This window comes from Kutzneria kofuensis, assembly GCF_014203355.1.
Classification (GTDB): Bacteria; Actinomycetota; Actinomycetes; order Mycobacteriales; family Pseudonocardiaceae; genus Kutzneria; species Kutzneria kofuensis.
Genome location: NZ_JACHIR010000001.1, coordinates 5,288,702 through 5,304,473, shown reverse-complemented (window position 1 = coordinate 5,304,473; position 15,772 = coordinate 5,288,702). Strand labels below are relative to the sequence as shown.

Annotated in this window: 1 protein-coding gene and 1 pseudogene; both read right to left on the bottom strand. The window is 73.3% G+C overall.

The features are described 5' to 3' along the window. Nucleotides 1-46 precede the first annotated feature (46 nt). A pseudogene (locus BJ998_RS49710) lies at nt 47-97 on the bottom strand (hypothetical protein); the annotation flags it as partial. A 39-nt stretch (nt 98-136) separates the two neighbouring features. Next, nucleotides 137-15,754, bottom strand: a complete 15,618-nt coding sequence (locus BJ998_RS24670) for a type I polyketide synthase (protein WP_184865276.1) — start codon at nt 15,752-15,754, stop codon at nt 137-139. Nucleotides 15,755-15,772 lie beyond the last annotated feature (18 nt).

Sequence of the window (15,772 nt, the reverse complement as noted above, 5' to 3'; positions counted from 1 at the left end):
CCGCGTCCGCCAGCCGGCGGTTGCGCTTGCGCAGCTCGCCGACCTCTTCCAGCGACTTCCGCAGCGCCTCGACGACCTTCTCATACGACGCGCTCACCAGGCGCCCCCCATCACTCGGTAGATGCCACGCACGGAGTCACTCACCACCCAGCGCCATTTCCACGAGGTCGTCGACGTCGAGGTCGGCGATCGCCCGTTCGTCACCGGCCTCGTCCCCGACGCCGTTCGCCTGCTGCCCCGTACCGGCGAGCTTGAGCAGCGCGTCGACCAGGCCGGCTTCACGCAGCCGTTCCAGCGACACCGACGCCAGCGCCTGCCGCACCTGCGCGTCGTCGGCGGTGGGAGCGCCGTTGCTCGGCGCCAGCCGGGTCTGCAGGTGCTGGGCCAGCACCAACGGGTTCGGGTAGTCGAAGACCAGCGTGGGCGGCAGCTTCAGGCCCGTCGCCTCCCGCAGCCGGTTGCGCAGCTCCACCGACGTGAGCGAGTCGAAGCCGGCGTCCTTGAAGGCCGTGTCCGGCCGCACGTCCTCCGGCCCCGCGTGCCCCAACACCAGCGCGACCTGGCCGCGAACCACGTCCAGCAGCAACGCTTCCTGGTCGGCCGGCGAGAGCCCGCCGAGTCGGCGGAGCAGGGTGTTGTCCACCGCGGCCGCCGCCCGCGCCTGCTGCCGGCCGACCCGAACCAGGCCCCGCAGCAGCGACGGCACCGAGCCGCCGGCCGCGGCGTCGGCCCGCATCACCGCCGGATCCAGCTTCATCGGCACCAGCAGCGCCTCGTCCGTACGCAAAGCGAGGTCGAACAGCTCCAGGCCCTCGGCGCGGCTCATCTCCAGCACGCCGCCGCGGCTGGCCCGCGCCTGGTCGACGAGGCTCTGGCGGGCGGCCATGCCGAGGCTCCGCTCCCACAGGCCCCACGCCAGCGACAAGCCGGGGAGGCCGGCCGCGCGCCGTCGCGACATCGCCGCGTCCAGGTAGGCGTTGGCCGCCGCGTAGCTGCCCTGACCACCGCCGCCGACCACGCCGGCGACCGAGGAGAAGACCACGAACGCGTCGAGGTCCATGTCCCGGGTCAGCTCGTCGAGGTGCCGGACGGCGTCGACCTTCGGCGCGAAGACCCCGGCCAGCTGCTCCGTCGTCATGCCGTCGATCAGGCCGTCGTCGAAGACGCCGGCCGTGTGCACGACGCTGGTCGGCTTGTGTTCGGCCAGCAGCGCCGCCACCTGCTCCCGGTCGGACAGGTCGCAGGCCACCACCGACACCTCGGCGTCCAGGTCCAGCTCCGCGATGCCCTCGGCCGCCGGGCCCTGCCGGCTGGCCAGCACCAGCTTCCGCACGCCATGCCTCGTGACGAGGTGCTCGGCCACCAGGTGGCCCAGCGCGCCGGCTCCGGACACCAGAACCGTGCCGCTGAAGGCGTTCGTGTCGTTGTCGGTTGTCCCAGTGACGCGGGCGATGCGCGGCACGGAGACCGTCGCCCCGCGCAGGGCCAGCTGCGGCTCACCCGCCGCCAGCACCAACTCCGTGTCGCCATCGGTGTCCAGCAGAACGATGCGGTCCGGGTTTTCCGCCTGGGCCGAGCGGACCAGGCCCCACACCGCCGCCGCGGCCGGGTCGGTCACCGTGTCGTCGCCGCCGGCCGGCACGGCCCCGTGGGTCCGCACGATCAGCCGCGACTCGTCGAGCTGCGGCGTGGCCAGCCACGCCTGCACGACCTCCAGCGTCCGAGTCGTCACCGCGAACGGGCCGTCGGCGCCAATGGCGTCGAAGACCGCCACCGGCGGCACGTTCTCGGCCAGCGACCGCACGTCGTCACCGGTGGCGACCCGCACCCACGAAGGCACCGGTTCCAGGGCGGAAGCCGGCAGCTCCGTCCAGTCGACCCGGAACAGCGCGTCGCGAACCTCGGCCGCCCCGAGCTGCGCCGCCGACACCGGGCGGGACACCAGGGAGTCCATGGTCAGCACCGGACCGCCGGTCTCGTCGGCGGCCTCGACCGTCAGCGCCTCCGGGCCGTTGGGCGCGAGCCGCACCCGCAGCGCCGAAGCACCGGCGGCGTGCAGCGCGAACCCGTTCCACGCGAAGGCCAGCACCGCTTCGCCCGAACCGTCCACACCGGCCGTGGCCGCCTGCAACGCGGCGTCCAACAGCGCCGGGTGGACGCCGAACTTGCCGGCGTCGGCCCGCAGGTCCTCGGGCAGCGCAGCCTCGGCGAAGATCTCGTCGCCACGCCGCCAGACCGCCCGGAGGCCCTGGAACGCCGGCCCGTAGCCGTAACCACGCTCGGCCAGGTCGGCGTAGAAGGTCTCGACGTCGACCGGCTCCGCGTCACGGGGCGGCCAGGCCAGGAAGTCGAAGCCCGCGGCCGGCGCCTGGGCCTGCGACAGCACGCCGGTGGCGTGCTTCGTCCAGGCGCCGGTGCCACCGTCGCGCCGGGAGTACACGTCCACCGTGCGGGAACCGTTGTCGTTCGGGCCGCTCAGCGCGACCTGCACCCGCACGCCGCCCTGCTCCGGAACCACCAGCGGCGAGGAGATCACCAGCTCGTCCAGCACCGAGCAGCCGGCCTCGTCACCGGCCCGCACGGCCAGCTCGACCAGGCCGCTGCCGGGCAGGATCACCACGCCGCCGACGGCGTGATCGGCCAGCCACGGGTGCGTCCGCACCGACAGCAGCGACGTGAACACCAGGCCGTCCGACTGCGGCAGCTGCACCACCGCACCCAGCAGCGGGTGGTCGGCCGCGGCCTGGCCCAGCGACGCCGCGTCGGTGGCGGTCGCGGTGGGCTGACGCAGCCAGTAGTGCCGGTGGTCGAAGGCGTAGGTCGGCAGCTCGACCCGGTCGGCGACCTTGGGCAGCACGCTGGTCCAGTCCACCTCCACGCCCTGCACGAACAGCTCGGCCATCGAGGTCAGGAACCGCCGCAGGCCACCATCTTCGCGTCGCAGCGAACCCGTCACCACGACGTCGGTGTCGTCGACGATCTCGTTGACCGGCTGGACCAGCACCGGGTGGGCGCTGATCTCCATGAACACGCCGTAGCCGGCGCCGATCAGCCCGGCCACCGCCGGCCCGAAGCCGACCTGGTTGCGCAGGTTCCGGTACCAGTAGCCGCCATCCACCACACCGGCGTCACGGATCCACTCCGCGGTCAGGGTGGAGAAGAACGGCACGGACGGGGCCTGTGCCCTGATCCCGGCCAGGGTTTCGGCCAGCACGCCCTCGATGTCCTCGACGTGCCGGGTGTGCGAGGCGTAGTCCACCGCCACGCGGCGAACGCGAACTCCCTCGCCCTCCAACGACTTCAGGGCCTCGTCGAGCGCCTCGGCGTCGCCCGCGATCACCACGGAGGTGGGGCTGTTGACGGCCGCGACCTCGACCCGGTCCGCCCACGGCGCCAGCCGGTCGACCGCGTCGTTCTCGCTCAGGGCCACAGAAGCCATGCCACCGCGACCGGACAGGCCCTTGGCGATGGCCTGGCTGCGCAGGGCTACCACCTTCGCCGCGTCCTGCAGCGACAGTGCGCCCGACACACAGGCAGCGGCGATCTCACCCTGGGAGTGGCCGACCACCGCCTCCGGCTTCACGCCCACGGACGACCACAGCGCCGCCAGGCCGACCGCCATGGCGAAGCTGGCCGGCTGCAGCACGTCGACCCGGTCCAGCATCTCCGGTTCGGCGTCGCCGCGCAGCACGTCGATCAGCGACCAGTCGGTGTACGGGGCCAAGGCCGCCGCGCACTCGGACACCCGCTCGGCGAACACCGGCGAGGCGTCCAGCAGCTCCCGGCCCATGCCGGCCCACTGCGTGCCCTGGCCCGGGAAGACCCACACGACCTTGCCCGGCGCACCGGCCCGACCGGTGACGACGTTGCCGGAACCTTCGCCGTTCGCCAGCGCGCCCAGGCCGGCCAGGGCTTCCTCGGTCGAACCGGCCACGACCACGGCCCGCTCGGTCAGCGTCGCCCGCTCGGACACCAACCCGTTGGCAACGCTCGAAAGCGGCGCCTGTTCGATGACTGCGGCCAGCCGACCGGCCTGCGCCGCCAGCGAAGCGGCGCTCCGCGCCGACACCACAATCGGCAGGACCTCAGGCGTCGCAGCGTCTTCCGGCTCGGGCGTGACGGCCTCGGGCGCCTCTTCGATGATGAGGTGGGCGTTCGTGCCGCTGACGCCGAACGCGGAGACGCCGCCCCGGCGCGGGTGGCCGTTGCGGGGCCAGTCCCGGGTCTCGGTCAGCAGCTCGACCGCGCCCGCCGACCAGTCGACCTCGGGGGTGGGAGCGTCGACGTGCAGCGTCGCCGGGAGCACGCCGTGGCGCAGCGCCTGCACCACCTTGATGACACCGGCGACGCCGGCGGCTGCCTGGGCGTGCCCGATGTTGGACTTCAGCGACCCCAACCACAATGGCTTGCCCGGCTCGCGGTTCTGGCCGTACGTCGCCAGCAATGCCTGCGCCTCGATCGGGTCGCCCAGCGAGGTTCCGGTGCCGTGCGCCTCGACAACGTCCACATCGGACGTCGTGAGACCGGCGTTGGCCAGGGCCCGGCGGATCACCCGCTGCTGCGAGGGACCATTCGGGGCGGTGAGACCGTTCGAGGCGCCGTCCTGGTTCACCGCGCTGCCGCGCAGCACCGCCAGGATGGTGTGGCCACGCTCCTTGGCCACCGAAAGCCGTTCCAGCACAACAACACCGACGCCCTCGGCCCATCCGGTGCCGTCGGCCGCGGCGGCGAACGCCTTGCAGCGACCGTCAACCGCCAAGCCCCGCTGCCGGGAGAACTCGACGAAGGCACCGGGGTTGGCCATCACCGTCGCGCCACCGGCCAGCGCCATCGAGCACTCGCCCTGGCGCAGCGAGTGTGCGGCGAGGTGAATGGCCACCAGCGAGGAGGAGCAGGCGGTGTCGATCGTGACCGCCGGGCCCTCGAAGCCGAAGACGTAGGACACGCGGCCGGAGGCGACGCTGGACGACCCGCCGGTGCCGGCGAAACCCTCCAGCTCCGGCGTGACGACGCTGGCGCCCGGGGCGACGTAGCCCTGGCCGAAGACGCCGGTGAAGACACCGACATCGGCGCCCTTCAACGAGGTCGCGTCGACCCCGGTGGCCTCCAGCGCCTCCCACGACGTCTCCAGCAGCAACCGCTGCTGCGGGTCCATCGCCAACGCCTCACGCGGCGAGATGCCGAAGAAGCCGGCGTCGAAAAGTCCGGCCTCGTGCAGGAAACCGCCCTTGTTCGTGTACGAGGTGCCGGGACGCTCCGGGTCGGGATCGAACAGGCCCTCCAGGTCCCAGCCGCGGTCGGTCGGGAACCCGGTCACCGCGTCGCCGCGGTCGACCAGCAGCCGCCACAGGTCCTCCGGACCCGCGACACCACCGGGCAGGCGGCAGGCCATGCCGACGATGGCGATCGGCTCGTCGGGGTCGGCGACCACGATGGTCGGCGTGACCGACGACGGCGCCGCGTCGCCCAGCTCGTCACGGAGGTGACGGGCCAGGGCCTGCGGGGTCGGGTGGTCGAACACCAGCGTGGCCGGCAGCTTCAGGCCGGTCGCCTCGCGCAAACGGTTGCGGAGCTCCACGGAGGTCAGCGAGTCGAAGCCGGCGTCCTTGAACGCCAGGTCGGCCCGAACCGCCGCTGCGCTGGCGTGTCCGAGCACGGCCGCGACCTGCCCACGGACCAGGTCCAGCAGCAGCGTCAGCTGGTCCGCCGGGGTCATCCCGGCCAGCTGCTCACCGAGCTTGCCGCGCTCGCCGCCGGCACCGCCCGACCGGGCCTGCTGACGGCCGGCGCGGACCAGGCCGCGCAGCATGTGCTGCACCGCCCCGCCGGCCGAGGCGTCGGCGCGGACGCCGCGCAGGTCCAGCTTGGCCGGCACCAGCAGCGCCTGGTCGGAGCCGAGGGCGGCGTCGAACAGCTCCATGCCCTCGGCCGGCGACATCGGCTGCAGGCCGCCGCGCCGGTTCATCCGGGCCCGGGTCTGCTCGTCCATGCCGGCCGCCATGCCGGTGGTCTGGTCCCACAGGCCCCAGGCCAGCGACAGGCCCGGCAGCCCCAGGGTGCGGCGGCGGGCCATCAGACCGTCCAGGCCGGCGTTGCCGGCGGCGTAGCTGCCGCTGCCGGCGCCCATGAACACCGCCGACACCGAGGAGTAGACGACGAACGCGGTGAGCTCCAGGCCCCGGGTCAGCTCGTCCAGGTGCCGGACGGCGTCGATCTTCGGCGCGAAGACCCGGGCCAGCCGCTCCGGGCTGAGGGTCTCGATCACGCCGGCGTCGATGACACCGGCGGTGTGCACGACCGCGGTCGGCGGGTGCTCCGCCACCAGGGCGGCGACCTGCTCGCGGTCGGCCATGTCGCAGGCCACGACCGTCACGTCCGCGCCCTGCTCCGCCAGCTCGGCCACCAGCTCCGACACGCCGTCGGCGGCGGAACCGCGACGGCTGGCCAGCACCAGCTTGCGCACGCCGTGGCCCGCCACGAGCCGCTTCGCCACCAACGAACCCAGCGCGCCCGCGCCGGAGAGCAGAACCGTGCTGTCCGGGCCGAAACCGGTTGCCGCGTCGGCGTTCCGGGTGGCACGGGCCAGGCGCGGCACGGAGAACGTCGTGCCCCGCACGGCGATCTGCGGCTCGGCGGTGGCCAGCGCCGACCCGAGGATCTCGGCCAGGTCGGTGTCGGGGCCGAGGTCCAGCAGCACGATCCGGTCCGGGTTCTCGGCCTGCGCCGCGCGCACCAGACCCCACGCCGCCGCGGCGGCCGGGTCGGTCACGACGCCATCGCTGCCGGGCACCGCGCCGCGGGTCACGACCACCAGCCGTGAGTCCTCCAGACCCGAGCCGGCCAGCCAGGCCTGCACGACCTCCAGCACCCGCGAAGTCAGCGCCAGTGCCTCGTCGTCGCCGGCCTCCAGGATCACGGCCGTGGGGACCTCGGTCAGGCCGGTCACGTCGTCGGCGGTGGCGACCGTCGTCCACGACGGGGCCAGCACACCGCCGACATCGGGCAGCACGGTCCAGTCCACCTGGAACAAAGCGTTGGCCACAAGCGTGGTCGACTCGGCGACGGCCGGCAGCGAGCGGAACCCGAGCGACGCCGCCGTGACGACCAGGCCGCCGGTCTCGTCGGCGGCGGACAGCGACACGGCGTCGGCGCCGGCCGGCGCGAGCCGCACACGCAGCGCGGACGCGCCGACGGCGTGCAGCGCCACGGTGTGCCACTCCAGCGGCTGCCGCAGGTCCTCGCTCGCCGAGCGGAGCACGGGGTGCAGGGCCGCATCCAGCAGCGCCGGGTGGATCCCGAACTTGGCGGCGTCCTCGGACACGGCGATCTCAGCGAAGATTTCCTCGCCGCGCTGCCACAACGCCCGCACGCCCTGGAACGCCGGGCCGTAGGCGTAACCGCGCTCGGCGAGGTCGGCGTACAGGTCGTTGACGTCGACCGCGCGGGCTCCGGCCGGCGGCCAGGCGGCGAAGTCGAACGTGTCAGCAATCGCGGCCGCACTCGACAGCACACCGGTGGCGTGCCGCGTCCACGCGTCCTCTTCGCCGTCACGCAGGGAGAAGACGTCGACCGAGCGGGTGCCGTCCTCGTTCGGACCGCCGACAGCGACCTGCACGCGGACGCCGCCGTGCGCGGGCAGAACGAGCGGGGTCTCGATCACCAGCTCGTCCAGCACCGAGCAGCCGACCTCGTCACCGGCTCGCACGGCCAGCTCGACCAGACCGGCGCTCGGCACGATCACGACGCCGCCAACCGCGTGATCGGCCAGCCACGGGTGCGTCCGCACCGACAGCCGCGAGGTGGCAGCCAGGCCGTCGGACTGCGGCAGCCGCACGACCGCCCCGAGCATCGGGTGGTCGACGCCGGCCAGGCCGAGCGACGGCGCATCCGTCGCGGCCGCCGTGTGCAGCCAGTAGTGCTGGTGGTCGAAGGCGTAGGTCGGGAGCTCCACGCGGCCGGCGATCGGCGGCAGCACGCCGCTCCAATCCACCTCCACGCCGCGCACGAACAGCTCCGCCATCGACGTCAGCAGCCGGCGCCGGCCGCCGTCCTCGCGGCGCAGCGTTCCGGTGACGACCACATCGGCCTCGGCGGCGTCGACGACGTCGGTGATCGGCTGCACCAGCACCGGGTGCGCGCTGACCTCGACGAACACCCCGTGGCCCTGGCCGATCAGCTCGGCCACCGCCGGCCCGAAGCCGACCTGGTTGCGCAGGTTCCGGTACCAGTAGCCGCCGTCCACCACACCGGCGTCGCGGATCCACTCGCCCGTCACCGTGGAGAAGAACGGCAGCAGCGGCGCCTGGGCTTCGATGCCCGCCAGCGTCTCCGCCAGCGTGGCTTCGATGTCCTCCACGTGCCGGGTGTGCGAGGCGTAGTCCACCGCCACACGGCGACCGGACAGCGCCTCCACCGCCTCGTCGAGAGCCTCGGCATCGCCGGCGATCACCACGGACGACGGGCCGTTGACCGCCGCCACCTCGACCCGGCCGGCCCACGACGCCAGCCGCTCGACCGCCTCGTCGTGGCTCAGGGCCACGGAAGCCATGCCACCACGGCCGGACAGCGTCGCGGCAATGGCCTGGCTGCGCAGGGCAACCACCCGAGCAGCGTCCTCAAGGGACAGTGCGCCAGCGACACATGCCGCCGCGATCTCGCCCTGGGAGTGGCCCACCACGGCGTCGGCGACAACGCCGACCGACGACCACACCGCCGCCAGGCCGACCATCATGGCGAAGCTGGCCGGCTGCAGGACGTCGACCCGGTTCATCAGCTCGGGATCGGAGTCGCCGCGCAGCACGTCCACCAGGGACCAGCCGACCCATGGCTCCAACGCAGCCGCGCACTCGGCGATCCGCTCGGCGAACACCGGCGAGGAATCCAGCAGCTCCCGGCCCATTGCGACCCACTGCGTGCCCTGGCCCGGGAACACCCACACGAGCTTCCCCGACGCACCAACGCTTCCGGTCACAACACCGGCGGCAACCTCGCCCTGAGCCAGCGCGCCGAGCGACGTCGCCGCCTCGTCCCGGGACTCGGCCACGACCACGGCACGGTCGCCCAGCACCGCCCGCGTCGACAGCAGGGAGTTCGCGACCAGCGCCAGCGGCACGTCGGAGTCGTCGAGGAACGACGTCAGCCGACCCGCCTGCCCGGCAAGGGATCCGGCGCTGCGCGCCGACACCACCAGCGGCATTACGCCGTCCGGCACGGCCTGCTGCGCCACCGGCTGCTCGGCCGGCGCCTCCTCGATGATCATGTGGGCGTTGGTGCCGCTGATGCCGAACGACGACACGCCGGCCCGACGGGGGTGACCGTTGCGCGACCAGTCTCGCGCCTCGGTCAGCAGCTCGATGGCGCCGACCGACCAGTCGACCTGATGGGTCGGCTCGACCACGTGCAGGGTCGGCGGCAACACGTTGTGCCGCAACGCCTGCACCATCTTGATCACGGACGCCACGCCGGCGGCCGCCTGCGTGTGACCGAAGTTGGACTTCAGCGAACCCAGCCACAGCGGCTTCTCGACGTCGCGGTCACGCCCGTAGGTGGCCAGCAACGCCTGCGCTTCGATGGGGTCGCCCAGGGCGGTGCCGGTGCCGTGCGCCTCGACAACGTCCACTTCGGACGGAGCGACGCCGGCGTTGGCCAGGGCGCTGCGGATGACCCGCTGCTGCGACGGACCGTTCGGCGCGGTCAGGCCGTTGGAAGCGCCGTCCTGGTTCACCGCGCTGCCGCGGATCACCGCCAGCACCTGGTGCCCGCGCTCCCGGGCCACCGAAAGCCGTTCCAGGACAATGATCGCCACGCCCTCGGACAGCACCGTGCCGTCCGCGTCCGAGGAGAAGGCCTTGACCCGCCCGTCCTCGGCCAGACCGCGCTGCCGGGACATGCCCAGCACGCCGATCGGCGACCCCATCACCGCGACACCGCCGGCCAGTGCCATCTCGCACTCGCCGTTGCGCAGCGCCTGCGCCGCCAGGTGCGTCGCCACCAGCGACGACGAGCAGGCCGTGTCGATGGTGACCGCCGGGCCCTCGAAGCCGAAGACGTACGACACGCGGCCGGAGGCCACGCTGCCGGCCGTCGCCGTCGTGACAAAGCCTTCCAGGTCGTCAGGCATGTTGCTCAGCGACTCGAGGTAGTCGTGGATGGACATGCCGGTGAAGACACCGATCTTGTCGCCACGGGCCTTGGTCGGGTCGACGCCGGCCCGCTCCAGCGCCTCCCAGGACGCCTCCAGCAGCAACCGCTGCTGCGGGTCCATGGCCAGCGCCTCACGCGGCGAGATCCCGAAGAAGCCGGCGTCGAACAGCCCGGCGCCCTGCAGGAACCCGCCCTGACGCGTGTACGAGGTGCCGGGACGGTCCGGGTCCGGGTCGAACAGGCCGTCCAGATCCCAGCCGCGGTCGGTGGGGAACGGCGACATGCCCTCGCGGCCCTCGAACACCAGCCGCCACAGGTCGTCCGGGTTCGTCACGCCGCCGGGCAGCCGGCAGGCCATGCCGACGATGGCGATCGGCTCGTCGGGGTCGGCGGCCGCGACCACGGTGGTCGGCGTGCCCGACACCGTCTCGCCCAGTTCCTCGCGGAGGTGCCGGGCCAGCGCGACCGGCGTCGGGTAGTCGAAGACCAGCGTCGCCGGCAGCTTCACGCCGGTCGCCGCGCTGAGCCGGTTGCGCAGCTCGACCGCCGTGAGGGAGTCGAAGCCGATCTCGTTGAACTTGCGCGTGCCCTGGGTCAGCTCGGGGCCGCTGAATCCCAGCACGCCCGTGGCCTCGTTCTGCACGATGCCGAGCAGCAGCTTCTCCTGCTCCTCGGCGCTCAGCCCGGCGAGCCGGCGGACCAGGCCGCCGCTGTCGCCGGCCGAGGCCCGCGCCACCCGCCGGCCGACCCGGATCAGGCCGCGCAGCAGGTGCTGCACGTCGCCGCCGGCCGCGGCCTGGCCGCGCATCGCCTTCAGGTCCAGCTTGATCGGCACCAGCAGCGCCTGCTCGGCCTGCAGGCCGATGTCGAACAGGGTGAGGCCCTCATCGGGGCTCATCGCCAGCACGCCGCCACGGCTCATTCGCGCCTGGTCGACGGCGCTGAGGTGGGCCGTCAGGCCGGTGCTCTGCTCCCACAGGCCCCAGGCCAGCGACACGCCCGGCAGCCCGGCCGCGCGGCGGTTGGCCATCAGGCCGTCCAGGAACGCGTTCGCGGCCGCGTAGTTGCCCTGGCCGGCGGAGCCCATCAGCGCCGCCGCCGAGGAGAACACCACGAAGGCGTCGAGTTCGCTGCCACGGGTCAGCTCGTCCAGGTGCCGGACGGCGTCGACCTTCGGCGCGAACACGCCGGCCAGTCGCTCGGGGGTCAGCGCGCCGATGACGCCGTCGTCCAGGACACCGGCGAGGTGCACGATGCCGGTCGGGCGGTGCTCGTCCAGCAGCGCCGCGACCTGCTCCCGGTCGGAGACGTCGCAAGCCGTGACGGACACCTCGGCGTCCAGCTCGGCCACGAGCTCGGCCACGCCGTCGGCTTCGGCACCGCGCCGGCTGGCCAGCACCAACTTCCGCACGCCGTGCCGGTTCACCAGGTGCCGGGCCACGACCGCGCCCAGCGAGCCGGTGCCGCCGGTGATCAGGACCGTCCCGTTTGGACGGAACACGGCCGGCGCCTCCGGCGCCTGACCGCCGGCCCGGGCCAGCCGGGGCGCGGACAACTTCCCGCCCCGCACGGCGATCTGCGGTTCGCCGCTCGCCAGCGCCGCGCCCAGCATCGGGTCGCCGTCGGTGTCGATGACGACGATCCGGTTCGGGTTCTCGGCCTGCGCCGCGCGGACCAGGCCCCACACCGCCGCACCGGACGGGTCGCTCACGGCGCCGTCGCCGGCCGGCGTCGCGCCACGGGTGACGATCACCAGCCGCGACTCCTCCGGCCCGTCGGCCAGCCACGCCTGCACCACACCCAACACGCGGGTGGTCAGCGCCAACGGCCCGTCCTCGCCACCGACCGCGTACAGCACGGCCGCCGCGGTGTTCCGGGCCACGGCCGCCACGTCGTCGGCCGTCGCCACCGTCGTCCACGACGGAGCGGGCGCGTCGGTCGTGGGCAGTTCGGTCCACTCCACCCGGAACAGCGAATCGCGGCTCTCCTCCGCCGCCGTCTCCAGCTGGTCGGCCGACACCGGCAGCGACACCAGGGAGTCCATCGTCAGGACCATCGCGCCGGTGTCGTCGGCGGCCTGGAACGACAACGCGTCCGGCCCGCAGGGCGCGATCCGCACCCGCAGCGTCGACGCGCCGACGGCGTGCAGCACCAGCTTGTTCCACGCGAACGGCAGCACCTGGCGGACGTCGTCCGGGTTGGCGAACGCGTTGGTGTGCAGGGCGGCGTCCAGCAGCGCCGGGTGGATGCCGAACTTGCCGGCGTCCTCGCGGTGGTCGTCGGGCAACGACGCCTCGGCGAACACCTCCTCGCCGCGCCGCCACACCGCCCGCAGGCCCTGGAACGCCGGCCCGTAGGCGTAACCGCGCTCGACCAGGTCGGTGTAGAAGTTCTCGATCTCGACGTGCTGCACGCCCGCCGGCGGCCACGCCGTGAAGTCGAAGTCCGCGGTCTGGGTGGACTTGGTGTCCGAGAGCAGACCGGTGGCGTGCCGCGTCCACGTGTCCGTGTCGTCGTCACGGTTCGAGTACACGGCGACCGGGCGCAGGCCGGTCTCGGCCGGCCCGCCGACCGCGACCTGGAGCCGCACGCCGCCCTGCTCGGGCAGCACCAGCGGGGCCTCGATGACCAGCTCTTCCAGGATGCCGAAGCCGAACTCGTCGCCGGCCCGGACGGCGAGGTCGACGTACACGGTGCCGGGGATGATCACCTTGCCGCCGATGGCGTGGCCGGCCAGCCAGGGGTGCGTCTTCAGCGACAGGCGGGAGGTGAAGACCAGCCCGTCGGTCTGCGGCAGCGGCACGACCGCGCCGAGCAGCGGGTGGTCGGCCCCGACCAGGCCCAGCGACGCCGCGTCGGTGGCCGAGTCGCCCATGTGCAGCCAGTAGTGCTGGTGGTCGAAGGCGTAGGTCGGCAGGTCGACGTGTGCCGACGTCGCGCCGGCCGGCAGCATCGCCGTCCAGTCCACCGGAACGCCGCGGACGAACAGCTCCGCCATGGACGCCAGCAGCCGCCGCGGGCCGCCTTCCTCGCGGCGCAGCGATCCGGTGACGACAACGCCGGCCTCGGTGGCGTCGACGAGTTCGCTGATCGGCTGCACCAGCACCGGGTGGGCGCTCAGCTCGACGAACACGCCGTGCCCCTGGGCCCGCAGCTCCGCGACCGCCGGCCCGAACCGCACCTGGTTGCGCAGGTTCCGGTACCAGTAGCCGCCGTCCACCACACCGGCGTCGTTGATCCACTCGCCGGTGACGGTGGAGTAGAACGGGATCGCCGGGGCCTGCGCGGTGATGCCGGCCAGGGCGTCGGCGATGGTGTCGCGGACGTCCTCCACGTGCCGGCTGTGCGAGGCGTAGTCCACGGCCACCCGCCGCACCCGGACACCCTGGTCGTCCAACACGTCCAGGGCCTCGTCCAGCGCCTCGGCGTCGCCGGCGATGACCACCGATGTCGGCCCGTTGACGGCCGCGACCTCGACCCTGCCGGCCCAGCGGGCCAGCCGCTCGGTCGCCTCGTCCTCGCTCAGGGCCACGGAGGCCATGCCGCCGCGGCCGGACAGCGTCGCCGCGATTGCCTGGCTGCGCAGGGCAACCACCCGAGCAGCGTCCTCAAGGGACAGTGCGCCGGAGACACAGGCGGCGGCGATCTCACCCTGGGAGTGGCCGACCACGGCGTCCGGCTGCACGCCGACCGACGCCCACACCGCCGCCAGGCCGACCATCACGGCGAAGCAAGCCGGCTGCAGAACGTCAACCCGGTCGAGCATTTCCGGCGCGACGTCGCCGCGCAGAACGTCCACCAGGGACCAGTCGACCCACCGCTCCAGCGCGGTCGCACACTCCGCGATCCGGGCCGCGAACACCGGGGACGAGTCGAGCAGCTCCCGGCCCATGCCGACCCACTGCGTGCCCTGACCCGGGAAGACCCACACGATCTTGCCCGGCGAGCCCGACCCGGTCACCAGCCCGGCGGCGTTCTCGCCGCGTGCCAAGGCACCCAGCCCGGCCAGCGCCTCCTCGGTCGAACCAGCGACGACAACGGCGCGCTCACCCAGCACGGCCCGGCCCGACGCCAGCGCGCCGGCCACGTGTGCCAGCGAAACCTCGGTGCCGTCGAGGAAAGACGACAGCCGTTCCGCCTGTGCGGCAAGGGACGCGGCGGTACCCGCCGTCACCACCAGCGGAACGACGCCTTCAGAAACTTCCGCCGGAACAGCCTCGGCTTCCGGCGCTTCCTCGATGATGACGTGCACGTTCGTGCCGCTGGCGCCGAAGGACGAGACGCCGGCCCGGCGCGCGTGGCCGTTGCGCGGCCAGTCGCGGGCCTCGGTCAGCAGCTCCACCGCGCCGGCGGTCCAGTCCACCTGCGGCGTCGGCGCGTCCACGTGCCGGGTCTTCGGCAGCAATCCGTGCTGCAGCGACAAGACCGTCTTGATCACACCGGCGACGCCGGAGGCCGCCTGGGTGTGGCCGATGACCGACTTCACCGAGCCGAGCCACAGCGGCTGCTTCGGGTCGCGGCCCTGGCCGTAGGTGGCGAGCAACGCCTGCGCCTCGATCGGGTCGCCGAGCGTGGTGCCGGTGCCGTGCCCCTCGACAGCGTCCACATCGGACGGCGACAGCCCGGCGCTGGCCAGCGCGTTGCGGATGACCCGCTGCTGCGCCGGACCGTTCGGCGCGGTCAGGCCGTTGGAAGCGCCGTCCTGGTTCACCGCGCTGCCGCGGATCACCGCCAGCACCTTGTGGCCACGCTCCTGGGCCACCGACAGGCGCTCCAGCAGCAGCACGCCGACGCCCTCGGCCCACGACGAACCATCGGCCCCTGCGGCGTAAGACTTGCAGCGGCCGTCGAACGCCAACCCACGCTGCCGGGCGAAGCCGACGAAGCCACCCGGCGTCGACATCACCGTCGAGCCACCGGCAATCGCCATCGAGCACTCGCCGCGGCGCAACGCCTGCGCAGCCAGGTGCACGGCCACCAGCGACGACGAGCACATCGTGTCGACGGTGACCGCCGGGCCCTCCAGCCCGAGGGTGTAGGCGACGCGGCCGGAGGCGACACCGCCGGCGGTGCCCAGAGCGCGCTCCAGGCTCATGAAGTCCTCGAAGCCGCTCAGATCGGGCGCGTAGTCCTGGTGCACGATGCCGGCGAACACGCCGACATCGCTGCCCCGCACCGAATGCGGGTCGATGCCGGCCCGCTCGAACGTCTCCCAGGCCACCTCCAGCAGCTGCCGCTGCTGCGGGTCCATGGCCAGCGCCTCACGCGGCGAGATGCCGAAGAAGGCGGCGTCGAACTGCCCGGCGTCGTGCAGGAACGCGCCCTCCCGCACGTACGTGGTGCCGGGGTGGTCGGGGTCCGGGTGGTAGAGGCCCTCCAGGTCCCAGCCGCGGTCGGTGGGGAAGCCGGTGTAGACGTCGGTGCCGTCGGTGATCACCCGCCACAGGTCCTCGGGACCCTTGATGCCGCCGGCGTACCGGCAGGCCATGGACACGATCGCGATGGGTTCCGCGGCCGCGGCGACGAGCGCGTTGTTCTCCTGCTGAAGCCGGGCGTTCTCCTTCAGCGAGGCACGCAGTGCCTGGACGATCTGCTCGTCTGGCGCCGACATAACTCGTCCTCCACGTTC